The 26,525-nt window shown below is 31.3% G+C and carries 29 protein-coding genes, 1 tRNA gene and 2 pseudogenes; 13 read left to right on the top strand and 19 right to left on the bottom strand.

Annotated elements, in window-relative coordinates:
• Positions 1–9: 9 nt before the first annotated feature.
• From L3X37_RS02565 to L3X37_RS02545, 5 genes are all read right to left on the bottom strand, one after another.
• Entirely contained in the window at positions 10–2,316 is a 2,307-nt protein-coding gene (locus L3X37_RS02565) for a M1 family metallopeptidase (protein ID WP_237238607.1), read from the bottom strand.
• A 101-nt stretch (positions 2,317–2,417) separates the two neighbouring features.
• Positions 2,418–2,921 carry a DUF6702 family protein gene (locus tag L3X37_RS02560; protein WP_237238606.1) on the bottom strand — a complete coding sequence of 168 codons (504 nt, stop codon included), beginning with the start codon at positions 2,919–2,921 and terminating at the stop codon, positions 2,418–2,420.
• Between the two features lie 65 nt (positions 2,922–2,986).
• Positions 2,987–3,787, bottom strand: a complete 801-nt coding sequence (locus L3X37_RS02555; protein ID WP_237238605.1) for a peptidase associated/transthyretin-like domain-containing protein — start codon at positions 3,785–3,787, stop codon at positions 2,987–2,989.
• Positions 3,774–4,577 carry a carboxypeptidase-like regulatory domain-containing protein gene (locus L3X37_RS02550; protein ID WP_237238604.1) on the bottom strand — a complete coding sequence of 268 codons (804 nt, stop codon included), beginning with the start codon at positions 4,575–4,577 and terminating at the stop codon, positions 3,774–3,776. The genes L3X37_RS02555 and L3X37_RS02550 overlap by 14 nt, the downstream gene beginning before the upstream one ends.
• A gap of 61 nt (positions 4,578–4,638) precedes the next feature.
• Positions 4,639–5,436 (bottom strand): carboxypeptidase-like regulatory domain-containing protein, encoded by a 798-nt coding sequence (locus tag L3X37_RS02545; protein ID WP_237238603.1) that lies wholly within the window; start codon positions 5,434–5,436, stop codon positions 4,639–4,641.
• 134 nt (positions 5,437–5,570) lie between these two features.
• On the opposite strand from L3X37_RS02545, the gene pepE reads away from it, so the two are divergent.
• Positions 5,571–6,278: a dipeptidase PepE gene (gene pepE / locus L3X37_RS02540; protein ID WP_237238602.1), complete on the top strand. Its 708-nt coding sequence runs from the start codon at positions 5,571–5,573 to the stop codon at positions 6,276–6,278.
• Between the two features lie 33 nt (positions 6,279–6,311).
• Here the strand turns inward: pepE and L3X37_RS02535 are convergent.
• Together L3X37_RS02535 and L3X37_RS02530 are read right to left on the bottom strand one after the other, a co-directional pair.
• A tRNA-Gly gene (locus tag L3X37_RS02535) sits at positions 6,312–6,384 on the bottom strand.
• A gap of 138 nt (positions 6,385–6,522) precedes the next feature.
• Positions 6,523–6,948, bottom strand: a complete 426-nt coding sequence (locus L3X37_RS02530; protein ID WP_237238601.1) for a GNAT family N-acetyltransferase — start codon at positions 6,946–6,948, stop codon at positions 6,523–6,525.
• A gap of 192 nt (positions 6,949–7,140) precedes the next feature.
• On the opposite strand from L3X37_RS02530, the gene L3X37_RS02525 reads away from it, so the two are divergent.
• Positions 7,141–7,908, top strand: coding sequence for a M48 family metalloprotease (locus L3X37_RS02525; protein ID WP_237238600.1), 768 nt, complete (start codon positions 7,141–7,143; stop codon positions 7,906–7,908).
• A gap of 364 nt (positions 7,909–8,272) precedes the next feature.
• On the opposite strand, the pseudogene L3X37_RS02520 reads toward L3X37_RS02525, so the two are convergent.
• The 3 genes and pseudogenes from L3X37_RS02520 to L3X37_RS02510 form a co-directional block, all read right to left on the bottom strand.
• Positions 8,273–8,680, bottom strand: a pseudogene (locus L3X37_RS02520) (DDE-type integrase/transposase/recombinase); the annotation flags it as partial.
• Between the two features lie 157 nt (positions 8,681–8,837).
• Positions 8,838–9,044 (bottom strand): IS3 family transposase, encoded by a 207-nt coding sequence (locus L3X37_RS02515; protein ID WP_237238599.1) that lies wholly within the window; start codon positions 9,042–9,044, stop codon positions 8,838–8,840.
• 2 nt (positions 9,045–9,046) lie between these two features.
• Positions 9,047–9,220, bottom strand: coding sequence for a hypothetical protein (locus L3X37_RS02510; protein WP_237238598.1), 174 nt, complete (start codon positions 9,218–9,220; stop codon positions 9,047–9,049).
• Between the two features lie 323 nt (positions 9,221–9,543).
• Between L3X37_RS02510 and L3X37_RS02505 the strand changes: the two genes are divergently transcribed.
• The gene (locus tag L3X37_RS02505) at positions 9,544–9,795 is read left to right on the top strand and encodes a type II toxin-antitoxin system ParD family antitoxin (protein WP_237238597.1); all 252 of its coding nucleotides are present in this window, start codon (positions 9,544–9,546) and stop codon (positions 9,793–9,795) included.
• Positions 9,788–10,087, top strand: a complete 300-nt coding sequence (locus tag L3X37_RS02500; protein WP_237238596.1) for a type II toxin-antitoxin system RelE/ParE family toxin — start codon at positions 9,788–9,790, stop codon at positions 10,085–10,087. The genes L3X37_RS02505 and L3X37_RS02500 overlap by 8 nt, the downstream gene beginning before the upstream one ends.
• A gap of 89 nt (positions 10,088–10,176) precedes the next feature.
• Here the strand turns inward: L3X37_RS02500 and L3X37_RS15510 are convergent.
• A pseudogene (locus L3X37_RS15510) lies at positions 10,177–10,554 on the bottom strand (transposase); the annotation flags it as partial.
• A 109-nt stretch (positions 10,555–10,663) separates the two neighbouring features.
• On the opposite strand from L3X37_RS15510, the gene L3X37_RS02490 reads away from it, so the two are divergent.
• Both L3X37_RS02490 and L3X37_RS02485 read left to right on the top strand, forming a co-directional pair.
• A complete protein-coding gene (locus tag L3X37_RS02490) occupies positions 10,664–11,944 on the top strand; it encodes a DEAD/DEAH box helicase (protein ID WP_237238595.1) in 1,281 nt (426 codons plus the stop codon).
• A 298-nt stretch (positions 11,945–12,242) separates the two neighbouring features.
• Positions 12,243–13,412 carry a glycoside hydrolase family 18 protein gene (locus L3X37_RS02485; protein WP_237238594.1) on the top strand — a complete coding sequence of 390 codons (1,170 nt, stop codon included), beginning with the start codon at positions 12,243–12,245 and terminating at the stop codon, positions 13,410–13,412.
• Between the two features lie 2 nt (positions 13,413–13,414).
• Here L3X37_RS02485 and L3X37_RS02480 read toward each other — a convergent pair whose 3' ends face one another.
• Positions 13,415–14,449, bottom strand: a complete 1,035-nt coding sequence (locus L3X37_RS02480) for an RluA family pseudouridine synthase (RefSeq protein WP_237238593.1) — start codon at positions 14,447–14,449, stop codon at positions 13,415–13,417.
• A 32-nt stretch (positions 14,450–14,481) separates the two neighbouring features.
• Positions 14,482–15,048, bottom strand: coding sequence for a PASTA domain-containing protein (locus L3X37_RS02475; RefSeq protein WP_237238592.1), 567 nt, complete (start codon positions 15,046–15,048; stop codon positions 14,482–14,484).
• A 139-nt stretch (positions 15,049–15,187) separates the two neighbouring features.
• Between L3X37_RS02475 and L3X37_RS02470 the strand changes: the two genes are divergently transcribed.
• Together L3X37_RS02470 and coaD are read left to right on the top strand one after the other, a co-directional pair.
• Positions 15,188–16,162, top strand: a complete 975-nt coding sequence (locus L3X37_RS02470) for a D-alanine--D-alanine ligase (protein WP_237238591.1) — start codon at positions 15,188–15,190, stop codon at positions 16,160–16,162.
• Between the two features lie 19 nt (positions 16,163–16,181).
• The gene (gene coaD, locus L3X37_RS02465) at positions 16,182–16,634 is read left to right on the top strand and encodes a pantetheine-phosphate adenylyltransferase (protein ID WP_237238590.1); all 453 of its coding nucleotides are present in this window, start codon (positions 16,182–16,184) and stop codon (positions 16,632–16,634) included.
• A 123-nt stretch (positions 16,635–16,757) separates the two neighbouring features.
• Here the strand turns inward: coaD and L3X37_RS02460 are convergent, their stop codons facing one another.
• Both L3X37_RS02460 and L3X37_RS02455 read right to left on the bottom strand, forming a co-directional pair.
• Positions 16,758–18,371 carry a SulP family inorganic anion transporter gene (locus L3X37_RS02460; protein WP_237238589.1) on the bottom strand — a complete coding sequence of 538 codons (1,614 nt, stop codon included), beginning with the start codon at positions 18,369–18,371 and terminating at the stop codon, positions 16,758–16,760.
• A gap of 115 nt (positions 18,372–18,486) precedes the next feature.
• Positions 18,487–18,861 (bottom strand): hypothetical protein, encoded by a 375-nt coding sequence (locus tag L3X37_RS02455; protein ID WP_237238588.1) that lies wholly within the window; start codon positions 18,859–18,861, stop codon positions 18,487–18,489.
• Between the two features lie 241 nt (positions 18,862–19,102).
• Here L3X37_RS02455 and L3X37_RS02450 point away from each other — a divergent pair, with 241 nt between their 5' ends.
• Positions 19,103–19,414 carry a hypothetical protein gene (locus tag L3X37_RS02450; RefSeq protein ID WP_237238587.1) on the top strand — a complete coding sequence of 104 codons (312 nt, stop codon included), beginning with the start codon at positions 19,103–19,105 and terminating at the stop codon, positions 19,412–19,414.
• A 617-nt stretch (positions 19,415–20,031) separates the two neighbouring features.
• Here the strand turns inward: L3X37_RS02450 and L3X37_RS02445 are convergent.
• From L3X37_RS02445 to L3X37_RS02435, 3 genes are all read right to left on the bottom strand, one after another.
• Entirely contained in the window at positions 20,032–20,520 is a 489-nt protein-coding gene (locus tag L3X37_RS02445; RefSeq protein ID WP_237238586.1) for a hypothetical protein, read from the bottom strand.
• A 106-nt stretch (positions 20,521–20,626) separates the two neighbouring features.
• A complete protein-coding gene (locus L3X37_RS02440; RefSeq protein WP_237238585.1) occupies positions 20,627–21,103 on the bottom strand; it encodes an Hsp20/alpha crystallin family protein in 477 nt (158 codons plus the stop codon).
• A gap of 309 nt (positions 21,104–21,412) precedes the next feature.
• The gene (locus tag L3X37_RS02435) at positions 21,413–21,994 is read right to left on the bottom strand and encodes an NUDIX hydrolase (RefSeq protein ID WP_237238584.1); all 582 of its coding nucleotides are present in this window, start codon (positions 21,992–21,994) and stop codon (positions 21,413–21,415) included.
• A 132-nt stretch (positions 21,995–22,126) separates the two neighbouring features.
• On the opposite strand from L3X37_RS02435, the gene pyrE reads away from it, so the two are divergent.
• Together pyrE and L3X37_RS02425 are read left to right on the top strand one after the other, a co-directional pair.
• On the top strand, positions 22,127–22,771 hold the full coding sequence (gene pyrE, locus L3X37_RS02430; RefSeq protein ID WP_237238583.1) for an orotate phosphoribosyltransferase: 645 nt from the start codon (positions 22,127–22,129) through the stop codon (positions 22,769–22,771).
• Positions 22,772–22,851: 80 nt separating this feature from the next.
• Positions 22,852–23,247 carry an SRPBCC family protein gene (locus tag L3X37_RS02425; protein ID WP_237238582.1) on the top strand — a complete coding sequence of 132 codons (396 nt, stop codon included), beginning with the start codon at positions 22,852–22,854 and terminating at the stop codon, positions 23,245–23,247.
• 37 nt (positions 23,248–23,284) lie between these two features.
• Here L3X37_RS02425 and L3X37_RS02420 read toward each other — a convergent pair whose 3' ends face one another.
• Positions 23,285–24,013 carry a biotin--[acetyl-CoA-carboxylase] ligase gene (locus L3X37_RS02420; RefSeq protein WP_237238581.1) on the bottom strand — a complete coding sequence of 243 codons (729 nt, stop codon included), beginning with the start codon at positions 24,011–24,013 and terminating at the stop codon, positions 23,285–23,287.
• Between the two features lie 93 nt (positions 24,014–24,106).
• On the opposite strand from L3X37_RS02420, the gene rsfS reads away from it, so the two are divergent.
• Together rsfS and ftsH are read left to right on the top strand one after the other, a co-directional pair.
• A complete protein-coding gene (rsfS, locus tag L3X37_RS02415) occupies positions 24,107–24,478 on the top strand; it encodes a ribosome silencing factor (RefSeq protein ID WP_237238580.1) in 372 nt (123 codons plus the stop codon).
• Positions 24,479–24,487: 9 nt separating this feature from the next.
• Positions 24,488–26,449, top strand: a complete 1,962-nt coding sequence (gene ftsH, locus L3X37_RS02410; RefSeq protein WP_237238579.1) for an ATP-dependent zinc metalloprotease FtsH — start codon at positions 24,488–24,490, stop codon at positions 26,447–26,449.
• Positions 26,450–26,525 lie beyond the last annotated feature (76 nt).

The raw sequence follows: 26,525 nt of genomic DNA, 5'->3' as shown, positions 1-26,525 counted from the left end.
CTTTTAATTTTACTTTCCTTTTACTTTGCTTTTAAACTCATCGAACTGACTTTGTTTAACTTCCTTTGGCCATGAATTGTTTGAGGTGTCAACATCTGCTGTTTCCAAATTAGGATCTATTTTAATGCTAACAATTTCTTTTTCTGATGCAATTGCTTTACTAACTTCGTTATCATTAAATCTCCAAATTTGAGCCGGATATGTTTCTGTTTTCGAAGTACCATCAGCATATATATACTCTACAATAATTGGCATTACTAAACCTCCTGGTTTATTGAACGTGATATTATAAAAATACTTTGGTGCTTTTATGTTTTTTTGTTCTTCTGGCGTGAAATTATTCATGATATACTCTTTAATAGGTGTTGAGTTTTCAATTGGTGTACCATTTTTCATTTCTTCTTTAAAATCTTCGCTACCTTCTTCAACCATGTAAACTAGAGGTGGTAAATCTTTTAATTCTTTGCCATTTTCTTTTGCCACGTCTTTAATAAACTTATTAGGCTTAGAAGACACATAGTATTTTTTAACTTCTTTAATGCCTATATCTGTCCAATCGGTTGTATAAAACCAACCTCTCCAATACCAATCTAAATCGAAAGCTGAGGCATCTTCCATAGTTCTAAAGAAATCTTCTGGAGTAGGATGTTTAAACTTCCAACGGTTTGCATATTCCTTAAAAGCATAATCAAACAAATCGCGACCCATTACGGTTTCTCTTAATATATTTAAGGCTGTTGCAGGTTTTCCGTATGCGTTATTACCAAATTGATAGGTATTCAATCCTTTAGTCATAATTGGCGCAATATAATCTTGATTACCGCCCATATAAGACACTATATTAGCAGCAGGACCACGTCTGGATGGGTATTTATCCTGCTCAGCTGATAATGCTGCTGGATACCATTCTCCAAAATCTTGTTCTGCGACATATTGCAAAAAGGTATTAAGCCCTTCGTCCATCCATGTCCATTGGCGCTCATCACTATTTACAATCATTGGGAAAAAGTTATGTCCAACTTCATGAATAATGACACTTATCATCCCAAATTTTGTTCGATCACTCGTATTACCATCTTTATCAGGGCGACCAAAATTGTAACATATCATAGGATATTCCATTCCCATTGGTGCACTTACTGAAATAGCTTTGTGATATGGATAATCAAATGTCATTCTAGAATAGGATTTTAAGGTACTTGCAACAGCATTAGTAGACCAATCTTCCCACAGCGGATTTGCCTCCTTTGGATACATTGATACAGCCATAACATCTCTATCACCAAGTTTTACAGCCATCATATCCCATATTAACTTTCGTGAAGTTGCCCATCCAAAGTCACGCACATTTTCAGCATATAATTTCCACGTTTTCTTTTTATTACTTTTAGATTTTTCGGCTTTTTCTGCTTCTTCTTGAGTAACAATTAGTACTGGTTTATCGTAAGATTTTTTTGCTTTTTCATAGCGCTGCATCATAGTCTTTGTAAACACTTCTTTTCTGTTCATTAATCGTCCTGTCCCATCTAAAATATGATCTGCAGGTACTGTAATATTTACTTCAAAATTTCCAAATGGTAAAGCAAATTCATCGCGCCCCCAAAACTGAGAATTTTGCCAACCTTCAACATCATTATAAACAGCCATTCTAGGATAAAACTGAGACATCACATAAATTCTATTATCATTTTCAGCAAAATATTCATAACCTGAACGTCCGCCTTCTTTTACATGGTTATTAATGTTGTACCACCATTTAATAGAAAATGAAAATTTATCACCAGATTTCATTGGTTTTGGTAATTCTACGCGCATCATGGTTCTATTTATTGTATGCTCCAGTGGCTTACCATTAATATCTTTAACCTCTTCAATATTAAAACCTCTTTCTAAAGGACCTTTTAAAAATGTGTTTGAAAATTGAGAAGGTCTTTGAACTGGTGATACTCTACTCCCTTCAATTAAAGGTGATTTAGAATCTTTAGCACGCATATTTTGATCTAACTGAATCCAAAGATACTTTAAAACATCTGGAGAATTATTAGTGTAAGTAATGGTTTCAAAACCAGATAATCTAGCATTTTCATCATCCAAAACCAGATCCATTTTATAATCGGCTTGTTGTTGGTAATATGCTACACCAGGAGCACCAGAAGCTGCTCTGTACATGTTTGGTGTTGAAAACTCATCATACAACTGCTTAAATTTATTGGTATTTGTATGACCTTTTTTTTGCTCTTTTTCTTCTTCATTTTGAGCAAATACGCCTGTAGAAATAAAGGCTACAGAAAGAAAATAATAAACAATTTTTTTCATCTTAAATTATTGGGTTTTTAATAAGCTTTTTTTAGAATCTTCATTTTTTAATGCAATAAAGCGCACGAAAATAACAAATTCTTAAGAATTTTAATTTTATTTTAATTAAAGTTTAACAAAGCTTTATCTTTTTGAAGAATAAGTAAAAAGCTTTTTTGCTTAGAGTTTATTTTAGTTTTAACAATGTTTTGTTGCTCACTGTATAAATCGAATAGTAACTGATTTGTAATTTGAATTGATGTAATGTCTTTTACGTCTTCAATTTCTAGATAGCAAAGCATAATATCAGCGTCGTATTCTTTCCCTATAAAATTGAGTTTTGTATCTTTATTATTGATTTTTATTTTTATTTTATCTTTTAAATAGTTTTCAATGTAAGTGTTTGCAATTTTAGGTTCGTTTTTACCTGCCAATGTTATACTTTCGTCGTAGCGATTACGGATTAAATTTTCAAAATCGTCAATAAAAATTCTTGATGTTATTTGAACAGATGATTCTTCCTTAATATAATTCACTTGGGTTACACTTACATAATATTTGTGTACCGAAGTAAATGCTATTAATGGTATTATTAAGAGGAATAAAAAATATTTTTTTAATCTCATATTTTTTTTTGCTAAAGTAAGTATTTTGATGTTTCTATTTACTTTTCAAAAAGCATTCCAAAAATTTAATCGTTGGTAGTTTTAAGATTGTTTTTGTAAGCCACTAGTTTTTCCTTTAAAAACTCGACAATTTCAATATCGCTTTTGTTGGTGCATGTATTGGTGAAGTTTTCATCCTCTTGACAGAAATAGAAAAAATCTACTCTTAAACTTTCATCAAGCTCATAGACGCTAAAAAAATCTTTGGACAGGCTTGTTTTAATTTTTTGTAATAATTCATCGTTTGCTTCTAATCTAACGCGTTCTTTCAACTGTTTTGTTCTGCCAGAAATCCCATTTAATATAGGGTCTAATGGAAGTCCACCACCCAAGAGCCCTAAAAGCATTTTGGGTTTAAATTCTCCAGCTTCATGCAATCGCCTTTCACTTTGTGTAGCAATCTTACCCGTATATCCAGATATCCCAACATCATAAAAATTAATTGGTGCGTCGTCATCAGCATTTTCAACATCAGAAAGTAAATCTCCTGTTAATATTTTTCCAACCAAAACCTCATCTAATTCATTTATTTGTTCTTCTAATTTTATAGTTACCGCTTGGTTTAAAACTAGCTTTTCGCCAACTATTATTTTTTTCGGAATATGTTGAATGGAAGAAAATATTAATGTATCGTTTAATTTTACCGTAATTTTAAATTCGCCTTTTTTATTTGTTGTGGCAAAAGCTTGAGCTGTTTTATTTATTACATGAATGTTTTCAACACTTACACTACTTTCTACTTTTCCATACATTTCAACAGATTGTGATGTTGTTGTTTGAAAAATAAGTAACAGTATTAAAAAAGAAAAATGTTTAAAGCTTTTCATCTTTCAACTTTAAAAACACTTTGCTTTGCTTTACTAAAAACTCAATTAAATACATTTCGTTTTCGGTTTTGTACAAATCTTCTTTAATGCCATTTTCTTCTAAAAAAGCGATAAACCATTCTACATTTTCAATAGAAATATTAAAAGTTTCACTAATAAACTCATGCGAATACCCATCTAAAATATCTTTAGGTTTATCATCTTTATCACTATACCAATCGCTCCTTTTACTTTTCCGTTTTAACAACTTATTCAATCCAAATGTTTTAGCAAAATCTATTCCATTATAAAATGTGTTGTTATTCATTACATTGTCTAATTCCTGATTGAGTACTTTATTATCAAAAGCCTTATCATCAAAATACTCTAAAGCATTCATGTTTCCTAAATCTAATTGTATTACAGGTAATTCTTCAGCTTCATCAATATCCACATTTAAATTCCCTGAAAGTCCTGATGATAATAATACAGCATCTAATTGGTTAATATGTTCAGCTAAATAAATTTTTAGCAATTTAGACTCAATAACTTCTTTTGTAACCTTAACTGTAACAGCTTTAAATTGTAGTGCAGAAACTTCAATAATATCGTTTAAACCTACTTTAATAATAAATTCGCCTTTTGTATTTGTTATAGTACCTTTATTAGATGATGTATTGTAAACCGTTACGTTTTCAATATCATTATTATTGGCAGAAATTAAACCTTTTACCCCTATTCTTCTAATGGATTGGCTATGTATAGAATGAGATAATAAAACAATTAGTAAAAAAGTTAATTTACGTTCCAAAAGTATCTTAATTATAAGGTAAAGAACGTATTTATAATCTTAAAGAAATTAAAAACAGCTTCTAATTTTTTGTTAAAAACTCTTTACTTTTTTTATTAAGAAGCTCTAAAAACTCCATTTCTTTACCGTAATTAAGTAAGGTGAAATCGAAGTCGTCTCTTTCAACAAATCGAATAAATTCTTCAACGCGATGCTCTGGTATTTTAAAATTATTAACTAAAAACTCTGAACCAAAATAATATTTAATTGCCTCTACGGGAACATCAGGAATACCTAATTTTTTCTTATTTGAAACCTCAGACCTAAATAGAGGAAGTAGTAACTGATCAACCACATTAACAATGTTTAACCCATTAACCATTAATCTGTTTTGCATATTAACTGCAATATTATCAACGTTAGATAGTGCATCATTTTCATAACTATAACTAGTATTCTTTTTAATTCCAAAATACAAATCATCATTCTTAAGTTTAAATGTTTTTGTAGCTTCTATATCTGTATTAAGATTTCCAGAGAGTCCCTTTTTTGTTACAATAATCTCATCTAATTTATTTATTTCTTCAATTAAAAAAAGTCTCATTTTTTTTGACTTGATAATATCTTCATTCACTTTAAAACTGATATTTTGATATTGTAATGCACTAACCTCAATCACATCATTTAATGCCACTTTTAATGTAAATGCTCCTTTTTCATTTGATACAGTACCTTGGTTTGAAGATGTGTTAAAAATTGTAATGCCAGTAATATCATCACCTTCAACAATAATACTTCCAAAAACTTCAATTCTATTAACATTTTGAGAAAAGACATTTATTGAAACAACAAACCCTAAAATAGCAAGTAGTTTTTTCATGATTTTTTTTATTTTAAAGATAAGGTTTTAAAGACTAATTCTAGACTAGTATTCATTAAATCTTTTTATATGAATTATTAAATCCTTTATTAAAAACCAATTTTGATTAGCTTTACATTAAATTTTAAATCGTTATGAAAAACATTATAATTGCAAGCACATCAACAATACACGGAAGTGATTATTTAGAGTATATGTTAGATGAGCTTAGCACCTTTTTTAAAGATGCAAAAACAATTTTGTTTATTCCTTATGCAAGACCTAGCGGAATATCGCATAACGAATACACTAAAAAAGCCGCCACAGCATTTGCTGAAATTGATAAAAAAGTAGTTGGTATTCATACTTTTAAAAACCCTATTGAAGCTATTAAAAATGCTGAAGCTATTTTTACTGGCGGTGGTAATACGTTTGTTTTGGTTAATCAATTATATAAAAATAATTTAATAACAACTTTAAAAGAAACCGTTACAAATGGCACCCCTTATTTGGGTACAAGTGCGGGTAGTAATATTTGCGGACTTACCATAAAAACATCCAACGATATGCCAATTGTTTATCCGCCAAGTTTTAATACTTTAGGGTTTGTTCCATTTAATATTAATCCGCATTATTTAGACCCAAATACTAATAGCAAACACATGGGAGAAACCCGAGAAACAAGAATTAAAGAATTTCATAGTTACAATACGCCTCCAGTAATTGGTTTACGCGAAGGTAGTTGGCTGAGAGTTAATGGCGATTCTATACTATTAAAAGGCAAGTTAAAAGCACGTGTTTTTGAATATAATAAAACACCTTACGAAGTAGAATCTGGATTTCAGTTAAATCATTTAAAATAAAAAAACTTCGCCATTTAAGATGAAGTTTTTTCGAGCGGGAGACCAGGTTCGAACTGGCGACATTCAGCTTGGAAGGCTGACGCTCTACCAACTGAGCTACTCCCGCAATTAATATTATTTTTTTTAAACCAGTGGAACTAACACTCTAACTCCTGTCCCGATAGTTATCGGGGAACTATGCGATGAATTACTCCCACATTAACGATACAAATATATAATCTAACAACTTAATTACAAGTAAAAACTATAGCTTTTTAAAAAAATGATAGCCATAAATTTCAAAGTCTTCGTTGTAATAAAATTTATGTGATGGATAATTATTTACATAAGTATTTAACTCTATTGACTCACAGCCTTTTAACTTTACATAATTGTAAATCCATTCAAAAAACTGCTTCCCTAAACCTTTTCCACGGTAATCATCGTCAATAAAAACATGGTCTGATTCAACGCTTTTCCCACAATAATGCCTTGTGCAAAACCATAATCCGGAAATTCCAATTAATTTTTCGTCTTCAAAAACTCCAGCGCACTCATAATTTTGATTAAACATTTCTAAAAAACGTTCTTTTAAAACAGCATCAGAAACTTGATTACCATTCAGTTTTTGAACTAAAAGAATGATAGAATTTATATACTGTTTACCAATAATTTTAAACTGAAATGACATAAATTATTTTTTTATGTGAAGATAATTATTTTCTGATTATTATGATGTATATCATTTTAGTTTGAGCTAGTTTTTAAAGGTGACTTAATTAAAAAATTGTGTCTAAAACTTATACTGAGTACCATACAAATTTGAACAAATTATTTATTGCGGTTATTTTTTTTGTAATTTTAGTACTATAAATTCACAACAATGAGAAGAGGAAATTTTAAAATTAGGATTTTTATTTTTATAGCTATTGCCGCTTTTGCTTATTTAAGAAAATGTAGCCAAGAAGAAATAAACCCTTATACTGGAACCAAACAAGCTATTTCATTATCACCACAAGAAGAAATAGCTATTGGTCTAGAAAGTGCACCAGTAATGGCACAGCAACATGGTGGTTTACATCCAAGAAATGACTACCAAGCTTTGGTCGACAAAATTGGCAACAACCTTGTTAATAGTAGTATTGCCAAAAACACTCCTTATAAATATGAATTTCATTTACTAGCTGATGAAAACACAATAAATGCTTTTGCACTACCAGGCGGACAGATATTTATTACTTATGCTTTGTTTTCTAAATTGCAAAATGAAGACCAATTAGCTGGTGTACTTGGTCATGAAATAGGTCATGTATTAGGAAAACACTCAAACGAGCGTATTACAAACGCTAACTTTTGGAAGGTACTTGCAATGGGAAGTTCTGCCATAGACATGGGAGGTTTAGCACAGCAATTTGGGCAAGGTCAATTATTAAAAAATGGTAGAGGAGACGAGCTAGAAAGTGATGAACTTGGTGTACATTTTATGATAGATGCAGGATATAATCCAAATGAGATGATTGGTGTTATGAAAATTTTAAAAGATGCAGCTGGTCCAAATCGAGTACCAGAATTTCAAAGCTCTCATCCTGATCCTGACAACAGAATTGAAAAAATTCAAGAAGCTATAGAAAAATATAAAAGATTACTTTAGGTAAACTCAAAAGTTGTAAGTTAACAATCGTAAAAAGCTGCTTTATATGTAGGTAGCAAATTTTGAAATAACGTTACACTTTTTAAGAATAAATCGCTATAAGAACAACAGCAAATGCACCTATTTTTAAAATAGTTTTGATACTAGAAGTAAATTGATATTAACATCTTTTTAATCGCTGTCTGATACCAAAAATAGATTTTGAAGAGGTTGGACTTGCAAGAGAAACTTGGACATTTTTTTTAAGAGCTATGCTGCTAGTTTAAAATTATAAAATTCAATTTCAGTTTCATATGGTGTTTTGTAACCTAATGCTGAGTGTAATTTTTTTTGTTATACCAAACTTCAATATACTCAAAAACAGCTAGTTTGGCTTGTTGTTTGGTCTTGTATCATTCATGACAAATATGTTCTTTTTAAGATTTTTAAAGAAACTTTCTGCTACTGCATTACTTTTTAATAGTAAAATCTTTGTTTTTATTCTTAATCTCAAATCCTTTCTACTCATAGATTGGGTTATCAGTTTATTTGTTTTAATACAATCTCTAAAAGCATTACTAGCATATTGTACACCTCTATCAGAATGAAAAATTAAATTTTCAGTAATTTCTCTTTTGGATATTGCCATTTTCCATGCTAGTATGGTATCTTTTGCATATAAGGTGTCGCTTAACGACCAACCAACAACTTGCCTGTCATAGAGATCTATAACATTGGTTAGATATAACCATCCTTGAGCGGTTCTAATGTATGTAATGTCAGAAACCCAAGTTTTGTTTAATCGTTTTGGTTTAAAATCATCTGTTTAGATGATTCTTTGATATACTGTAATTATAATTAGAATCTGTAGTTACTTTGTATTTCTTTTTTACTTTAATTTTTAAGTTATTCAAACGCATTAATTTAGCCACTCGTATTCTATATACATTTCATCCTTTTTTTTGTAATGCTTCTGTTATTTTTGGACTTCCATAGGTTTGCTTACTTAAATCAAACTCCTTTTTAATAGCTTTTAATAACTGTTCATTTTCTAAAGTACGTTTGCTTGGCTTGCCATTAAACCAGTTGTAATAGGCACTTCGGCTTACTTGTAAAACTTTACACATTTTCTCAACAGGATATTTTTCTCTATACATGCCTATAAATTGATAGATTTCCCATCGTTCTTGGAGAAAATGTGAACGGCTTTTTTTAATATTTCAAGTTCTAACTCTGGGTTTTTAAGTGCTTTTTTGAGTTGTTTAAATTCATGATTTTCTGATTTTAATGAAATGGATGTGCCTAATTCCTTATTTTTTGGTCGGTACGCCATTTGTATATGCGCTCTACTTTTATACCAAGTTCATTTGCTAACCCTTTAATGTTAGCGCGATGATAGCTTAGAAGTACTGCTTCATCTTTAAACTCTTTGTGTAAATACGTTTTTTCGTTTTCGTGTTTCTAAAATATTTGTTTTGCAAGAAACACTCTTAAATTTTGTGTCCTGATAAAGATAGCAACTCCATGTCAGTGCTTAACCGAAAAGTAAAACATATAAACCCGTAACTGAGGTTATACGAGACCGTTCTATGCAATTTGAGGAAAATTTTGAAACTATACCAAATTTTGGTATATTTGAATTAAATTAGTATCAAAATGAACAAAAACACATCAATATCACTCGGAAATTATTTTGACCATTTCGTTCAAAGTAGTATAAGAGAAGGAAGATTTAAAAACGTTAGCGAAGTTATTCGTGCAGGATTAAGACTTTTGGAAGAAGAAGAAAATAAAGTGATTGCTTTAAAAAATGCAATCCAAGAGGGAATTAACAGCGGAATTGCTCACGATTTTGACGCCAAAAAACATCTTGAATCACTAAAAGCGAGAAAAAACTCGAATGTTTGAATATAAACTGACAAATACAGCTGTTGCTGATTTATCAAAAATTTGGGAATATACATTTGAGGTTTGGTCGGAAAAACAAGCCGACAGATACTATGATGAATTAATTTTAAATTGTGAAGAAATAGCTGAAAATCCAGATTTAGGAAAAAAGTACGAGGGAATTTCAAAGCAACTTCTCGGAATTAAAGCAAACCGACACATAATATTTTATCGAACATTAAGTGAAGATTATGTTGAAATAACAAGAATCTTACACGAAAGAATGGATTTGAAAAAAAGAATAGCTGAATAAAAACTGCGTAGAACACCAGTAATCGTTGCACAAATCCCTAAAAAACATACATTTTAACATAAAAGCTCCTTTTTAAGGGGCTTTTCTTTTTAGAGTATCACAATTTCTGGATTTTTAAACACTCTTAAAAACAATGTATTTGCTTCTCTGCATCCCGTTTTTATAAAACTCAATAAAGGAAGTATTCCTGCCCCACTTTTTACTCGGTTTTGAGTGAATTTCAAGTACTTTTTAAGTATAGGCCATCGCAGAGAGATGCATGACCTTGTTGGCTTGATCTATTCCAATAGTATTAATTTTCTAAGCCCCATAAACTGGGTAAGGGTTCCAAATACAGGCTCTACTGTGCTTTGCCGTTTGGCTTTCATATAACGTCCTCGGCTGCTGTTTACCCTAGAATTGTTTCTTTCGTATTCTTCTCTGTAATAGGTAATACTTATGCGCTTTTCCTGACTCTTTTTTAAACACGCTGAAAACTCGACAAATTAAACGTACATTTGCCACTAACCCAAGAGATGGTATGCATTATAAATTGTCATCTCAAATACTCGTTAAGAGTACTTATAAAGAATTTATATGTCATTTAACTCTTTAGGCTTATCTGAAGCCTTGCTAAAAGCTATTAGCAAAAAAGGATACACTACTCCCAGTCCAATTCAACAAAAAGCAATTCCACCAATTTTACAAGGCAAAGATGTATTAGCATCTGCACAAACTGGAACTGGTAAAACAGCGGGGTTTACATTGCCCCTTTTACATATCCTTTCTAACAACCCAAAAGCAAAATACAGACCCATTCGTGCTTTAATTTTAACACCTACACGCGAATTAGCAGCCCAAGTTTATGCTAATGTTAGAGAGTATAGCGCGTTTTTAAATTTAAGAAGTACTGTTATTTTTGGAGGTGTAAATCAAAAACCACAAGTAGCAACTATTCGTGAAGGTATAGATATTTTAGTAGCAACTCCAGGCCGTTTAATTGATTTAGAAAATCAAGGGTTACTATCTTTAAAACGCATAGAAATTTTGGTTTTAGATGAAGCCGATAGAATGCTAGACATGGGGTTTTTAAGAGATATTGAGCGTATCATGAAATTAATGCCTTCAAAACGTCAGAATTTAATGTTTTCGGCAACGTTTTCAAAAGATATTAGAAAATTGGCAAACGGTATTTTAAATCACCCCGTACAAGTCGAAACTACTCCCGAAAATTCAACAGTTGATGCCATAAGTCAGAAAGTTTACAGAGTTGCCAAAGGTTTAAAAACCAATTTGATAATCAAGTTAATTTCAGACGATAATTGGAAACAGGTATTGGTTTTTACAAGAACCAAACACGGCGCCAATAAACTTTGCAAAAAAATGGTTAGTGCAAATATTACTGCAGCAGCTATACATGGTAATAAAAGTCAAGGTGCAAGAACCAAAGCTTTAGCAGGCTTTAAAAATGGAAGAGTACGTGTTTTAGTAGCAACAGATATTGCCGCTCGTGGTTTAGATATTCCATTACTACCACATGTTATAAATTTTGAGTTACCTAATATTTCTGAAGATTATGTGCACAGGATAGGTAGAACGGGAAGAGCAGGCGCAAGTGGTGAAGCCATATCTTTAGTAAGCGCAGACGAAACAACATATTTACGCGATATCGAAAAATTGGTAGGCATGAAATTACCCGTTGAAATTGTTGAAGGTTTCGAACCCGACCCGAATGCTTCTACCGAACCAATAAAACAAGGTCAAAATCGTTCTCGAAATTCTAGAAATAATAAAAGAAATTCTAATCCAAACAGAAATAATTCAAAAAGAAGACCGAGTCGAAATAATAACACAGGCTCTAACGATATAAGAAATTAACAATGTGGTACATTCTTAAAGAAAAAAATCAAAGGTTTAGACAAAAATTTGAGACATAGCAATTACTATGGTAATAATTTTTAACGAATAAATTTGGTTTTTTTGTTCAATATATTAATGTCATTTTACGTTGATTTAGCTATATCTTTCTATGATTTTTTTGCCAATAAAAATGACACCCTTAAATTTTAACATTTCAAATAAGAAATGGTATTATCATACGAATGCAATTTTATACAAAACCTTGTTATAAAATATATTTCTATCTTATATAACCCATAGCTAAATATAAAACATTATGAAAGCTTTAAAAATCTCACTCGTACTTATTAGTTCATTACTAATTTTTAGTTTTTGTTCTTCAAAAGAAAAAAAAGAATTAGCCGTAATGGCGTATTATGTCCCTTCTAAAAATTATCCTTTAGAAAGCATCCCTTTTGAAAAATTAACGCACATTATCTTCTCTTTTACAGAAGTGATAGACAATGAAATGAAGTTTAAGAATGAATTGTCTTCTCAAAAACTAAAAGACTTAGTTGCTTACAAAAAGAAACATCCGCATTTAAAAGTTATGATTGCTTGTGGTGGTTGGGGCGGTTGTGCAGGATTTTCAGATATGGCAAACAATCCTAAATTAAGACAGAAATTTGTAAAAAGCACCATAGATTTTATAAAAGAATACGATTTAGATGGTACAGATATGGATTGGGAGTATCCAGGCATGAGAGGAGCAGGAAACACGTTTAGAAAAGAAGATACTCAAAATTTTACGGCTTTAATGAAAGAATTAAGGGAAGGTTTAGATGCTACAGGAAAGGACATGACATTAACCTTTGCTTCTGCTGGTTGGGAACGTTATTACGACCATATTGAAACTTTAGAAGTAATGAAATATGCCGACTACATGAATATTATGACTTATGATTTAGCAGGTGGCGGTTCCTTATTTACAGGACATCATACTAATTTAGGAGCTTTTACTTTAAACGATTTAAAAGGCACACCCGCTTATGAAGCAATAAGTAATAGTAAACAAAAAAGAAATCCAAAATCAGCTGAAAGCATAGTAGAATATTGTAAAAATTTAGGTGTTAAACCAGAACAAATTGTTATTGGGGGTGCTTTTTATGGTAGAGGATGGAAAGGTGTAGCTCCAGAAAACAATGGGTTATATCAAAAAAATAAAGGTGTCTGGGTAGGTTGGGCAAAATATGCTAATATTCGAGATAAATACGAAAACAAAGGCGGTTTTGTTAGGTATTGGGATACCATTGCAAAAGCACCATATTTATATAATGCAAAGGATAGTATATTTATATCTTATGATGATCCAGAATCGGTTAAATTAAAAACAAAATACGTTAAGAAAAATGATTTAGGAGGTATTATGTTTTGGCAATTGACTAACGATACGCAACAAAAAAATAGTTTATTAGACGCTATTCATCAAGAAGTTGTAAAAAACTAAACTTACGATTCTATATGTTTTGAATATCCTTTCCATTTTTTAATACAATCTAACATATCGCTTGGAATTGGTGTTTCAAAACGCATAAATTCGTTTGTCTTTGGATGCATAAAACCTAATGTTTTGGCGTGTAATGCTTGTCGTGGTAAGACTTTAAAACAATTCTCAACAAACTGCTTATACTTAGTAAATGTTGTCCCTTTTAATATTTTCTCTCCACCATAGCGGGCATCGTTAAATAAGGTATGCCCAATGTGTTTCATGTGTACACGTATTTGGTGTGTTCGACCTGTTTCTAGTTTACAAGACACTAATGTAACATAACCTAAACGCTCTAAAACTTTATAATGAGTAATAGCAGGTTTGCCTTTATCGGCTTCATCATCAAGAAAAACAGTGTTCTGTAATCTGTTTTTTGGATGCCTCCCAATGTTACCTTCAATAGTTCCTTCATCTTCTTCAACATTACCCCAAACCAAAGCAAAGTATTCGCGCTCGCTAGTTTTTTCGGCAAATTGTAACGACAAATGTGTCATCGCTTTTTCGGTTTTTGCAACCACTAAAAGTCCGCTGGTATCTTTATCAATTCTATGCACCAAACCAGGGCGCTCGCTTGAGTTATTTGGTAAATTATCAAATCTATAAATCAGTCCATTTATTAAAGTGCCTGAGTAATTCCCATGACCTGGATGCACTACCATTCCTGCTGGTTTATTAACAACTAAAAGGGTGTCATCTTCATAAACTATATCTAACGGAATATCCTCTCCAACCAATAAGTTTTCAAAAGGTGGGTGTGCGAACAAAACCCGAATAGCATCAAAAGGTTTTACTTTATAATTAGATTTTACAGGCTGATTATTAACAAAAACACTTCCGTTTTTGGCTGCAGCTTGAATTTTGTTTCGGGTAGCATTTTCAACAAAATTCATTAAATACTTATCTATACGCAACGGTGCTTGACCTTTATCTACAGTAAAAGCATAGTGCTCGTATAAATTATCCTCATCGGGCAATTGTGGTGCGTAATCTTTCATTTTATTGAATAAATGCGTATAGAAACCTGTAATTAATTCTTTGCTGATGGGCGTCTCCCATTTCCAAGAACTAAATCGATTTTTTCGGTTTTCGACAACATATCTCCTGCTTGAATAATTTTGCCTTTATGCTGCATTTTTAGTACAATATCCTTACCTATATTATCAACATAAGTAAGCTTACCAAGTTTAAACTCTAGAGCTTCCAAAGTTGGTTTTGCTTGCCTTAACGTACTTTCTAATAAATTAGGCACTCTTACTTTTCTGTAACCTGATGGATTTAAGGTAATGTAAATTTTTCTATTCTCTTTAACTTTAGCTCCTGCTGGTGGATCTTGTTCAATCACCGAAAACTTAGGATAATTAGGATTGAAATTGGCCGAATCCTGAATTTGCATGACTAAATCATTTTCCTCTAACTCAATTTTAGCAACACTTATAGATTTCCCGGTAAGGTCTGGAACAGTTTCAAAATTACCATGATTGGTAGACGATTTTAACCATTGTAACATTAAAAAACAAAAAACAACTAACGCTACTATAACCAATAAAATTTGTTTTAAAAATGTTTTACTTACAAGAAATTTAATAATGCTCATGTATTGTAATTTTCGATACGCAAATATATAAAAACAGAACTGTTTTTTCTTTTGCAATATATATGATATTTTAGCTTAACTTAATATAGATACGTTTTATTGTAAGTTTTAGACTGACAGACAAATTATTTAAATATCAATGAAGAAAAATATTGCCATTATTATGGGGGGGTATTCAAGTGAATACAAAATCTCATTAAAAAGCGGAAATGTAGTTTTTGAGACTTTAAACAAGTCCAAATACAATGCATATTGTATTCATATATTTAAAAATAAATGGGTTTATGTTGATGAAAATGATGTTGAATTTCCCATTGATAAAAATGATTTTTCCGTTACTGTTAAAAATAAAAAAATCACATTCCATTGTGTGTTTAATGCTATACATGGGTCTCCTGGTGAAGATGGTTTTATGCAAGGCTACTTTGATTTAATAAATATACCTTACACCAGTTGCGGCATGTATCAAGCAGCTTTAACATTTAATAAACGAGATTGTTTAAGTACTTTAAAACCTTACGGCATAAAAACAGCCGAATCGTATTATATAAACTTAGGAGACACTATAAATGAAAACGAAATAGTAACCAAAGTAGGCTTACCATGTTTTGTAAAAGCTAATAAAGCTGGTAGTAGTTTTGGTGTAACTAAAGTGCATAAAAAGGACGATTTACAAAACGCTATTAATGTGGCTTTTAAAGAAGATAACGAAATAATTATTGAATCGTTTTTAGATGGTGTAGAAGTTTCTGTTGGTGTTATTACATATAAAGGAAAAACTAAAGTATTACCAATTACTGAAATTGTAAGCGAAAATGATTTTTTTGATTACGAAGCAAAATACTTAGGTAAATCTCAAGAAATTACACCAGCTCGTTTAAGTAAAGAGCTAGAAGAAAAAGTAAATACCATAGCCAAAAAAGTATATAAAATTTTAAAAATGAAAGGCTTTAGCAGAAGCGAATATATTTTTAAAGATGGTGAACCTCATTTATTAGAAATAAATACCATTCCTGGATTAACAAGAGAAAGTATTTTGCCTCAACAAGCTGCGGCAGCTGGAATATCACTCCCCGATTTATTTGATAATGCTATTGAAGAAGCTTTGAAATAAAAGTTGTAATTTTATATTTATGAAACGAGCTATATTTCCAGGGTCTTTTGACCCACTAACTTTAGGACACTACGATATTATTAAACGGGGTGTTACACTTTTTGATGAAATAATAGTGGCTATTGGCATAAATGCCGATAAAAAATATATGTTCTCACTTGATGAACGTATAAAATTTATTGAAGATGCTTTTGTAGACGAACCTAAAGTAAAAGTAGTATCATACAAAGGCTTAACCGTAGATTTTTGCCAAGAAATTGAAGTTGAATTTATTTTACGTGGACTTAGAAATCCAGCAGATTTTGAATTTGAAAAAGCCATTGCACATACCAATAGAGATTTAGCACCCATTGAAACTGTGTTCCTGTTAACCTCTGCCCAAACCTCATATATTGCCTCTTCTATTGTACGCGATGTGATTAGAAATAACGGAGATTACACCAAGCTGGTCCCCAATAGCGTTCGGCTATAAACTCAAATCAAGATTGTTTGACCGCACAAAAAGAACAACTAAAAAAGACCCATGCGGTAAGTTTGGCTCTAGGGTTTAGGCTTTAGTAAAGAAGATTTGATTTACATTTCACACCTAGCAACATTAAAACTTATACTCTGAAAGCCCTTTGGTAAATGCCTCAGGGTTTTCTGCTAAATGATAACGCGGATCATCAATGGCCTCAACAATAACCTCTCTAAACTTAGGGCTTGATTTGTAAAGCAGGATTTTACAATCTTCGCTTAAATGCTTTAGTTTGATTGATTTTCCTTCGGCTTCGTATTTATTAACCAAATTAAAGATAGCTTCAATAGCAGAATGGTCGCTTACACGAGATTCAACAAAATCGACTTCTACATTTTGAGGGTCGTTTTTCACATCAAACTTTTCGTTAAATGCTATAATAGAACCAAAAAATAATGGTCCCCAAATTTCATAAACCTTTGTTCCATCCTCTTTCATACGTTTACGAGCACGAATTCGTTTTGCGTTTTCCCAAGAAAACACTAAAGCACTTATAATTACACCAGCTATTACAGCAATTGCCAAATCGAAAATAACAGTTAAAGCTGATACTGCTACTAAAACAATAACATCGCTTAACGGGATTTTATTTAATATTCTGAAACTACTCCAAGCAAAAGTTCCTATAACTACCATAAACATAACGCCTACTAAAGCGGCAATTGGTACTTGTTCAATAAGTCCAGATGCAAACAAAATAAACACCAATAGCATTAAAGCTGCTACTATGCCAGATAGCCTGCCACGCCCTCCTCCTTTTATATTAATTAACGATTGTCCTATCATGGCACACCCTCCCATACCTCCAAAAAAACCTGTAACAATATTAGCGCCACCTTGAGCTAAACATTCTTTGTTTGTATTACCTCTGGTTTCAGTTAACTCATCAACAAGATTTAAGGTCATTAACGATTCTATTAAACCAATAGCTGCAAGAATTAATGCATAAGGGAAAATAAATTTTATAGTTTCTAAATTAAATGGCACTTTACTAAATATATCGGTTTGAAATTGCGGCAAGCTACCTTTTAAGCCTTCTCCTCCTCCATCTCGAATAAAGCTTCCAACAGTTGCAACATCTAAATTTCCAAAAATAACAATAGCAGAAACCACTAAAATAGCAATTAATGCTTCTGGTAATTTTTTTGTGAGTTTAGGTAAACCAAACATGATGCCCATGGTCAAGGTCACTAGACCAACCATAACCCAAAGACTATTTCCTGTAAACCAATCACCATTTGCATCTTTAAACATTCCTAATTGGGACAAGAAAATTACAATCGCCAACCCATTAACAAATCCCATCATTACAGGATGCGGAATGAGTCTAACAAACTTCCCTAACTTAAAAACACCTGCTAACATTTGTATCACGCCCATTAAAACAACTGTAACAAACAAATAATATAGACCTAGGTTTTCGCCATCTGCTCCCATAGCATTTCCTTCGGCAACTAAACTTACCATAACCACTGCTAAAGCACCTGTCGCTCCACTAATCATTCCTGGTCTTCCTCCAAAAATTGAGGTTATCAAACCAATCATAAAAGCAGCATATAAACCAACTAAAGGATCTACTCCTGCAACAAATGCAAACGCTACAGCTTCTGGTACTAATGCTAAAGCTACAGTTATTCCGCTTAAGATATCATTTTTAGCATTTGCCGTTCGTTTTCTAATAAACTCAGTCATAATGGTTTGTTTTAACAAGCGGCAAATTTACTGTTAATATAAAGATGCGCAAATGCTTAACAGATATATTTATTAAAGTGATTACTAAAACGTTTGAGATATAATAAGATATAACTTAAGAAATCATTTCTTTTTCTAACCAAGTCAAAGCCTGTTCTCGTTCTTGAAATATTTTAATATTCCATTTATTATTCCTGTTAACATTTACCAGTGTTTCAGTAGACATAACACCTCCACTTGTAACTGCAACCACAGCCATAGCTTTAATCTCCTTTAAGTTAGCTATCTTTTTTTGAGCAGGAAATGTATAACTATAAGAATGCTTTTTGTTTATAATAAGAAAAAAAGGAGCCTCTAAAGTATTGAGCAAAAAGTCATGATATTCTTCAACCATAACCTCGTTAAGAACAACACCTTCATCAACAATTACTTCGGCTAGATTATTATTTAAAATGATAATTTCACCAAAAGACAGATTACAAATCTTCATAAACTTATTTTAACGAGAGACCTATAAAACTAAAAAACAACATGTTAGTGTTAACCTTTTAGCAAAATACAATTAGTGTAAGCTAACATATATTTTTTAAGTTTTAAATATGTTGAAAAATTTTAATTATAATAAAATTGTAGATTTATATTATATTCAAAAAAAAGTTGTTTTTATTAAAAATATAATGGTGAAAAATTCAAAATAATGAGAATGCTTTTGATGTTTTTGGTTTTATATGATGTCTTGTAATTCATCAAACGAAAAACCTTATTATGATTTTGAAACCCATTTTGAGATTTCTGAAGGACAAGAAACTACAGCTTACCAACAAACAACTCAATTTTATAATAACTTAGCCCAAGTATATTCTAAAATTTCAATTCAAGAAATTGGTAAAACCGATTCTGGAAAACCTTTGCATATAGTTATTTTAAACGCTGAGTCTCAATTTAATTTTTCGAAAATCAGAAAAAACAAACGAGGCAACAAGCTTATGAGGTGCATTATTTGCATTATAATGTTTCTATTATATCGAAAACAGAACATTTAATATTAAAGAAAGTGGGATTATGTTACAAAAACTAATCAAGCATCGTTTCGATATATAAATAAATAATCCTCGGGGCAAGCCCACGAAGTATTCAACAGAGAAAAATTTAATTTTAGTTTGATGAAAACCTTAGGTTTTAAAACTTTCCTCTTTTACCCAGGAGGCAAGCCTCGCAGAATTCTTTTAGATTAAAACTTTAGGGCCGCAAGCAACAGATTCGTTTTTTAATTGGAATTTTTTCGTTACTATTTTACAACAAGAAAGAATGTTTTTCGCCTTATGTTTGGGAAGATAAAACACTTGAATTATTAAACGATAACGCCAAATTAAAAGAAGTGTTTAAAACTAAAAAGCAAAATGATGATGCTTTTGCAAACAGTTGGTATGCACAGTTAAATTGACTACACATACAAAGTAAAAATTACGAAAAAGCACATTTTCAATATCCTGTTTTTTACAGGGGTTAATCATTAAATATTTACAACTTGGCTTTGTTAAATAAAATAGGAAATTCCGTTTAACATTTGATGTAAGTTATTAAAACAACGTATATCCGCGGGCCATTGTGTCTAATACAAGAACAACCGAAAACTCATAAGAAAAAAGATGACAACTATTTAGTTTTCGTCTTCAGGTTTAATAAATTCTGACTGATATTTCTCTAAAAATTTTTTCTGTCTTGCAATCATTTGTTGCCTTATTTTGTCAATATCCATAAGCTCTGAACCAAAATTACTTCTGAAAAAATCGTCATTAAAGAAATGTTTACTAAAAAGTGAATCTTTAGAAAAAACATCTTCAAACCCTTGATTTTCAAATCCTGAAAAGTTAGTAAAAAATCTTGATTTAAAAGACTGCATCAAACTATCACGCTCTGACAATGATAGATTGTTGTACTTATTATCGGAAGACCACGAATAAATACTATCATATCTAATTAAATTTCCATTTTCATCAAATTCTTTATCTACTTTCCAAGTACCCTTTGGTTCTTTAACTATTTTTTCATCGCTTTCCTTTGTTTCCGTATCTTTTACATTATTATTTTGACTGTTGCAACTAACACTTAACAAGCCAATCATAAATAATAAAATATATTTTTGCATCGCTTTAGATTTTAAGGATTAAACATTTCTAGTAGTATAGAGGAGACCCATTACTCGGTCCCCTACTATATACTTTACACTTCAATCAAAAATTTTAGTAAATTGATTATGAAATCTTAATGCTTCTAGCAGGCTTTTGCTTGGCTTCTTCTCTTTTCGGTAAGTGAATACTCAAAATACCTTCGCTATAACTCGCATTAATTTTTTCATCATTTACACTTTCAGGCAGAGTAAAGGTTCTTTTGAAAGAAGAATAACCAAACTCTCTACGAGTATAATTTTCTTCTTTGTGTTCATTTTCTTCCTTTGTCTCTGTCGAGATTGATAATACTTGGTTATCAATGTTAATTTGGAAGTCTGATTTTTTAAGACCAGGAACTGCCATTTCTACCGTAAAATCATCAGCAGTTTCTTTAATATTAACTTTTGGCAAAGTAATTCCAGTATTGAAGTTTGAAGTAAATACTGATGGAAGGTCTCGATTAAATATATCATCTAACCAATTTGACAAAGTTGGGAAGTTTTGATTTGAATTGATGTTCGCTAAACTTCCGTTTTTAGGAACACTAACTAAATTGCTCATAATTACAAAATTTTAAATTAAACATTATTTCAAATTTGAAATCTCTATTGATTTCGAATTCAATAAAACAAAAAAAGTACCAAAATGGATTTACCACATTTTATACTAAGTATTTTATTAAATTACCTGTTTTGCTATTAATTTTTCAGAATAATTGTCATTTTTCAACTTAAATAAATGTCATATTGACATTTTTTGTATATGGAAATTAGAAAATGACGAACAAGAATCTCTGATACAAAGCTGTGGATAAAGACTACAAACAACTACTCATAGCCTATGACCGCTAAACGCATCTTCAAAAAAATCTTAAACCAGCGCCTTTATATTAGCGTAACTATTCTCTAAAGCTTTTTTAGTTTGTGCTTTATTAAGCCATTCTACTTTAGTAATACCTTCATTTTGTTGTGGGTATAATTTTCCTTTAAAACTCGTCTTCATTTCAAACCAATAGGTTATTTTTATTTTATAGCGCCCGTTGCGCTTAAAAATGTGGTATGTTGTTTCTAGGGGTTTAGTAATTTTTAATCCAGCAACACCCGTCTCCTCAGTAACTTCTCTAATAGCTGTTCTTTCAATACTTTCAAGACCCTCAGCTTTTCCTTTAGGTAAATCCCATTTATTATTTCTATAAATAAATAAAATATCACCATCATCATTATATACTTTTCCACCACCAGCAATTACATTAGGTAACTTTTTAAGAAATGTTTTAAGTAGTTTTTTTTTCTTTTTCCCAATAAATCTAGCTTCTTTAAGCTTTGTTCTATTAAGGGTTCTAATAACCTTACCCATATCTACCGTTTTTAGTAGATAATTTTTAAAACCATCTTCTTTTTCAACTTTAGTCGTTAAAATTATAGGTTTATCACCTACAAAAATCTTTTGCATATGGGTTCTAATTACTTTTATACTTTGGTAAAAATATCACTTTTAAATACATTTTAATCATTGTTAAAAAAAATAATTTTATTCACCAATTTGCAACTGAATAGAAACAAATTTATATGTAATTTTGTGTTTATGATTTTTAACAAACATACTGCTAGAAAAACTGCCGAAGTTTTATTACAAGTTAATGCTATAAAACTTAGTCCTAAAAAACCTTTTACATGGGCATCTGGATGGAAATCGCCAATTTATTGCGACAACAGAATTATATTGTCTTTCCCACCTATTCGAAATTATATTAGAGAAGTAATGGGTAAGCATATTGAAAAGCAATATGGTAAACCAGATGCTATTGCTGGTGTTGCTACTGGAGCCATTGGTATTGGTATGCTGGTTGCAGAATATTTGGGACTACCTTTTATTTATGTAAGACCAGATGCTAAAGGGCACGGGCGTAAAAACCAAATTGAAGGGTTTATTGAAAGCGGTCAAAATGTTGTGGTAGTTGAAGATTTAATAAGCACAGGGAAAAGTAGTTTAAATGCAGTTAAAGCCTTAAAAGATGCCAATATTAATGTAAAAGGTATGGTTGCCATTTTTACCTATGGTTTTAATGTAGCTGCTGAAAATTTTAAAAAAGAAAACATAAACCTGCACACACTAAGCAATTACGAAAGTTTACTTGAGCAAGCCTTAGAAACCAATTATATATCTCAAAAAGAACTGGAAACTTTGTCTGAATGGAACACTAATCCTAGTGAATGGAACGCTAATTGATATAAAAAGTTTGTTGTTTAGTTGTAAAGCTGTTAAGACACACAACTAAACACCTTAACAAATAACAACTTAACGATATTATGAATTTAGAATCACCAAAAATTAGTGTAAGTAAATCACCTCAAGAGGTCTTTGATTTTTTATCTGTTGTTAAAAATTTTAAAAATTTAATGCCAGAAAACATAAGTAAGTTTGAAGTTTTAGAAAACGATAAATTTCTTTTTGCATTAAAAGGCATGCCAGAAATAGTACTTAAAAAGAAAGAAGCTATAGCACCAAATAAAATTGTTTTGGGTGCTGCAGGTGGTAAATTAGATTTTTCGTTAATAGGAAATATTGTTGAAACAGGAAGTGACACCAGTGAAGTTCAATTGGAATTTACTGGCGACTTTAACCCTATGATGGCAATGATGATTAAAGGCCCAATAAGTAAATTTATTGAAACCCTTGCTACTAGCATCCCTAATGCAATTTAAAAGTTTATGGTTGGTCGAAGCTCTCGAAGCCACCTAATTAATACATCAGCGTAACTTCTTTTAGGTCGAATTTTTTAACAACTTCGTCTTCCAGTGTAACCATAAGTTTACCATATTTAGTTACTCCTTTTATAAAACCAGAAAACAACTCACCTTCAGTATTTTTAAATGTTGAAGGTTTATTTTTTCTAAATAAATTAGCTTCATATTCATTTTTAACAGCTTCATATTCACCTTGTTGTAAACACTCAGAATAAGCTTTAGTGTACTTAATAATATTTTGCAGAATTTCATCTAAATTATAATGCACGCCTGTAATATTTTTTAAAGATGATGCTTTAGGAAGATTATTAAATTCTGTTTGATTTACATTAATTCCAATTCCAATAATGGTAGAATTAAGTTTGTTTTTTATGACATTCTCTATTAATATTCCACAAATTTTTTTGTCTGCTGACAAAATGTCGTTTGGCCATTTAATATGTAAATCCGGAATATTTAATGCCTTTAAGGTTTTCAAAATAGCCAAAGAAATAGCCATACTAATATAAAAAGGAAACTCAACAACATGAATACTTAAATCTTTAAACAAGCTAAACATAAGGTTTTTACCTTTTTCTGAGTCCCAATTAGTTCCCATCTGCCCGCGCCCATTAGTTTGATATTCTGCAACTACAATAGTATAATCGGTGACAGTTTCAGTACAAATCATTTCTTTTAAAAAAGAATTTGTCGAATCGATGGCATCAAGTTTGATTATACGCATTTACAAGTTATTTTAAAGCTTTTAAATCTTATGATTATTTTAAAGTATAAAGAACTAAAAAAATAATAACTTTGCACAAATTAAAAAAATTTAATGGCGAAAAACAAAATAAGCCCAGACCAATTAATATCTGTAATAATAAGTGGTATTGAAGATGTTAAAGGTAAAGAAATAAATATTCTAGATTTAAGAGATATTGAAAATACGGTTTGTGATTACTTTATAATTTGCGAAGGAACTTCAAATACACAAGTAAACGCCATAGTCAATTCAATACAAAAAAAAGTAAGTAAAGAGCTTAAAGATAACCCTTGGCATACTGAAGGTTTAGATAATGCCGAATGGGTATTGATAGATTATGTTAATGTTGTTGTACATGTGTTTCAAAAGCACATTAGAGAATATTATGACATTGAGAGTCTTTGGGGTGATGCAAAAACTACAGTAATAGAAACTAGTTACTAAAAAAAGCAAATGGCAAACGATAAAAAAAAAATAAAAGAAAAGAAACCTAAGTTTAGTCCGTATTGGATTTACGGTATTGTATTAGCAATATTTTTAGGATTTCAATTATTTAGTAGTGGTAGTTATCAAGACGGTGGCACTATAACACCAGCAGAATTTTTTAAATATGCTGAAGATGACGATATTGATAAAGTTGAAATTATAAACCGCCGTATTGCTCAAGTTTATCTAACAAAAGATGCCGAAGCAAAAGAAATTCACAGAAAGTCGAAACCAAAAACCTTTATTCCATCGGCTACTAAATTGCCAAACTATACATTTGAAATTGGTGATCTTCAAAATTTTGAAAACGATTTAAAATCCATAGGCAAATATGATATACTTAGCTTAAATACTAAAGAAAATGTTTGGGGCGATTTTTTAATAGGTATTCTACCATTTATATTACTTATTGGAGTTTGGATATTTATTATGCGCCGTATGTCTGGAGGTGCTGGTGGTGGTGCTGGCGGACAGATTTTTAACATTGGAAAATCGAAAGCCAAATTATTCGACCAAAATACAGAGGTTAAAACAAGCTTTAAAGATGTTGCTGGATTAGAAGGTGCAAAAGAAGAAGTACAAGAGATTGTTGACTTTTTAAAATTCCCTGAAAAATATACCACTTTAGGAGGAAAGATTCCTAAAGGCGCGCTACTTGTAGGCCCTCCAGGAACTGGTAAAACGCTTTTAGCCAAAGCTGTTGCAGGAGAAGCTAAAGTACCTTTCTTCTCATTATCTGGGTCGGATTTTGTAGAGATGTTTGTTGGAGTTGGTGCATCAAGAGTACGCGATTTATTTAAACAAGCCAAAGAAAAATCGCCTTCAATAATTTTCATTGACGAAATAGATGCTATTGGTCGTGCAAGGGGTAAAAATGCCATGTCTGGAAGTAACGATGAGCGAGAAAACACATTAAACCAGCTTTTAACAGAAATGGATGGTTTTGGTACAAATACAAATGTTATTGTACTTGCTGCAACCAATAGAGCTGATATTTTAGATAAAGCCTTAATGCGTGCTGGACGTTTTGATAGACAAATTTTTGTTGATCTACCTGATGTTCGTGAGCGTAAAGAAATTTTCGAGGTGCATTTAAGACCTCTTAAAAAAGCTAAGGGTTTAGATTTAGACTTTTTATCAAAGCAAACCCCAGGTTTTTCTGGTGCAGATATTGCCAACGTGTGTAACGAAGCTGCATTAATTGCTGCTAGAAATGGTAAAAAAGCAGTTGACAAACAAGACTTTCTTGATGCTGTAGATAGAATTATTGGCGGTTTAGAAAAGAAAAACAAAATTATAACGCCTAGTGAAAAACGAGCAGTTGCTTTTCACGAAGCTGGACATGCTGTTACAAGTTGGATGCTTGAGCATGCCGCACCATTGGTAAAAGTTACTATTGTACCTCGTGGTCGTTCATTAGGTGCAGCATGGTACTTGCCAGAAGAACGTTTAATTGTTCGTCCTGAACAAATGCTAGACGAAATGTGTGCTGCTCTTGGTGGTCGTGCTGCCGAAAAAGTGATTTTCGATAAAATTTCAACTGGAGCTTTAAGCGATTTAGAAAAGGTTACCAAACAAGCAAGAGCCATGGTTACCGTTTACGGACTAAGTGATAAAATAGGTAATTTAACTTATTACGATTCTTCAGGGCAAAGTGAATACGGCTTTACAAAACCATATAGTGAAGAAACAGCAGAATTAATCGATAAGGAAATTTCTGCAATTATTGAAAAGCAATACCAACGTGCCATAAAATTACTTGAAGCAAATAAGGACAAACTTACCGAACTTGCAGAAGTGCTCTTAGAAAAAGAAGTGATTTTTAAAGATAATCTTGAAAAAATATTTGGTAAACGTCCTTTTGAAAAAGAAAGTTCTGCTGAAATAAAAAAAGAAGAAAACACAGAAGAAGAAGAAGAAGAAGAATAGATATCTGACTAATTTTGTTAAGCTTTTAGTAAAAATCTTAAATTAGGCCTTTGGTTAATTTAAGATTTTTTATATT

It is taken from the genome of Wocania arenilitoris (assembly GCF_021728535.1).
Lineage (GTDB): Bacteria > Bacteroidota > Bacteroidia > Flavobacteriales > Flavobacteriaceae > Wocania_A > Wocania_A arenilitoris.
The sequence above is the reverse complement of the archived record's forward strand: the minus strand, read 5'-3'. Positions and strand labels throughout refer to the sequence as shown.

Bases quoted from the DNA above. Each gene is read 5' to 3' on its own strand.
- L3X37_RS02565 (WP_237238607.1), bottom strand. From the start codon at position 2,316: ATGAAAAAAATTGTTTATTATTTTCTTTCTGTAGCCTTTATTTCTACA.
- L3X37_RS02560 (WP_237238606.1), bottom strand. From the start codon at position 2,921: ATGAGATTAAAAAAATATTTTTTATTCCTCTTAATAATACCATTAATA.
- L3X37_RS02555 (WP_237238605.1), bottom strand. From the start codon at position 3,787: ATGAAAAGCTTTAAACATTTTTCTTTTTTAATACTGTTACTTATTTTT.
- L3X37_RS02545 (WP_237238603.1), bottom strand. From the start codon at position 5,436: ATGAAAAAACTACTTGCTATTTTAGGGTTTGTTGTTTCAATAAATGTC.
- pepE (WP_237238602.1), top strand. From the start codon at position 5,571: ATGAAAAACATTATAATTGCAAGCACATCAACAATACACGGAAGTGAT.
- L3X37_RS02530 (WP_237238601.1), bottom strand. From the start codon at position 6,948: ATGTCATTTCAGTTTAAAATTATTGGTAAACAGTATATAAATTCTATC.
- L3X37_RS02525 (WP_237238600.1), top strand. From the start codon at position 7,141: ATGAGAAGAGGAAATTTTAAAATTAGGATTTTTATTTTTATAGCTATT.
- L3X37_RS02515 (WP_237238599.1), bottom strand. From the start codon at position 9,044: ATGTATAGAGAAAAATATCCTGTTGAGAAAATGTGTAAAGTTTTACAA.
- L3X37_RS02510 (WP_237238598.1), bottom strand. From the start codon at position 9,220: ATGGCGTACCGACCAAAAAATAAGGAATTAGGCACATCCATTTCATTA.
- L3X37_RS02505 (WP_237238597.1), top strand. From the start codon at position 9,544: ATGAACAAAAACACATCAATATCACTCGGAAATTATTTTGACCATTTC.
- L3X37_RS02500 (WP_237238596.1), top strand. From the start codon at position 9,788: ATGTTTGAATATAAACTGACAAATACAGCTGTTGCTGATTTATCAAAA.
- L3X37_RS02490 (WP_237238595.1), top strand. From the start codon at position 10,664: ATGTCATTTAACTCTTTAGGCTTATCTGAAGCCTTGCTAAAAGCTATT.
- L3X37_RS02485 (WP_237238594.1), top strand. From the start codon at position 12,243: ATGAAAGCTTTAAAAATCTCACTCGTACTTATTAGTTCATTACTAATT.
- L3X37_RS02480 (WP_237238593.1), bottom strand. From the start codon at position 14,449: ATGAAAGATTACGCACCACAATTGCCCGATGAGGATAATTTATACGAG.
- L3X37_RS02475 (WP_237238592.1), bottom strand. From the start codon at position 15,048: ATGAGCATTATTAAATTTCTTGTAAGTAAAACATTTTTAAAACAAATT.
- L3X37_RS02470 (WP_237238591.1), top strand. From the start codon at position 15,188: ATGAAGAAAAATATTGCCATTATTATGGGGGGGTATTCAAGTGAATAC.
- coaD (WP_237238590.1), top strand. From the start codon at position 16,182: ATGAAACGAGCTATATTTCCAGGGTCTTTTGACCCACTAACTTTAGGA.
- L3X37_RS02460 (WP_237238589.1), bottom strand. From the start codon at position 18,371: ATGACTGAGTTTATTAGAAAACGAACGGCAAATGCTAAAAATGATATC.
- L3X37_RS02455 (WP_237238588.1), bottom strand. From the start codon at position 18,861: ATGAAGATTTGTAATCTGTCTTTTGGTGAAATTATCATTTTAAATAAT.
- L3X37_RS02450 (WP_237238587.1), top strand. From the start codon at position 19,103: ATGTCTTGTAATTCATCAAACGAAAAACCTTATTATGATTTTGAAACC.
- L3X37_RS02445 (WP_237238586.1), bottom strand. From the start codon at position 20,520: ATGCAAAAATATATTTTATTATTTATGATTGGCTTGTTAAGTGTTAGT.
- L3X37_RS02440 (WP_237238585.1), bottom strand. From the start codon at position 21,103: ATGAGCAATTTAGTTAGTGTTCCTAAAAACGGAAGTTTAGCGAACATC.
- L3X37_RS02435 (WP_237238584.1), bottom strand. From the start codon at position 21,994: ATGCAAAAGATTTTTGTAGGTGATAAACCTATAATTTTAACGACTAAA.
- pyrE (WP_237238583.1), top strand. From the start codon at position 22,127: ATGATTTTTAACAAACATACTGCTAGAAAAACTGCCGAAGTTTTATTA.
- L3X37_RS02425 (WP_237238582.1), top strand. From the start codon at position 22,852: ATGAATTTAGAATCACCAAAAATTAGTGTAAGTAAATCACCTCAAGAG.
- L3X37_RS02420 (WP_237238581.1), bottom strand. From the start codon at position 24,013: ATGCGTATAATCAAACTTGATGCCATCGATTCGACAAATTCTTTTTTA.
- rsfS (WP_237238580.1), top strand. From the start codon at position 24,107: ATGGCGAAAAACAAAATAAGCCCAGACCAATTAATATCTGTAATAATA.
- ftsH (WP_237238579.1), top strand. From the start codon at position 24,488: ATGGCAAACGATAAAAAAAAAATAAAAGAAAAGAAACCTAAGTTTAGT.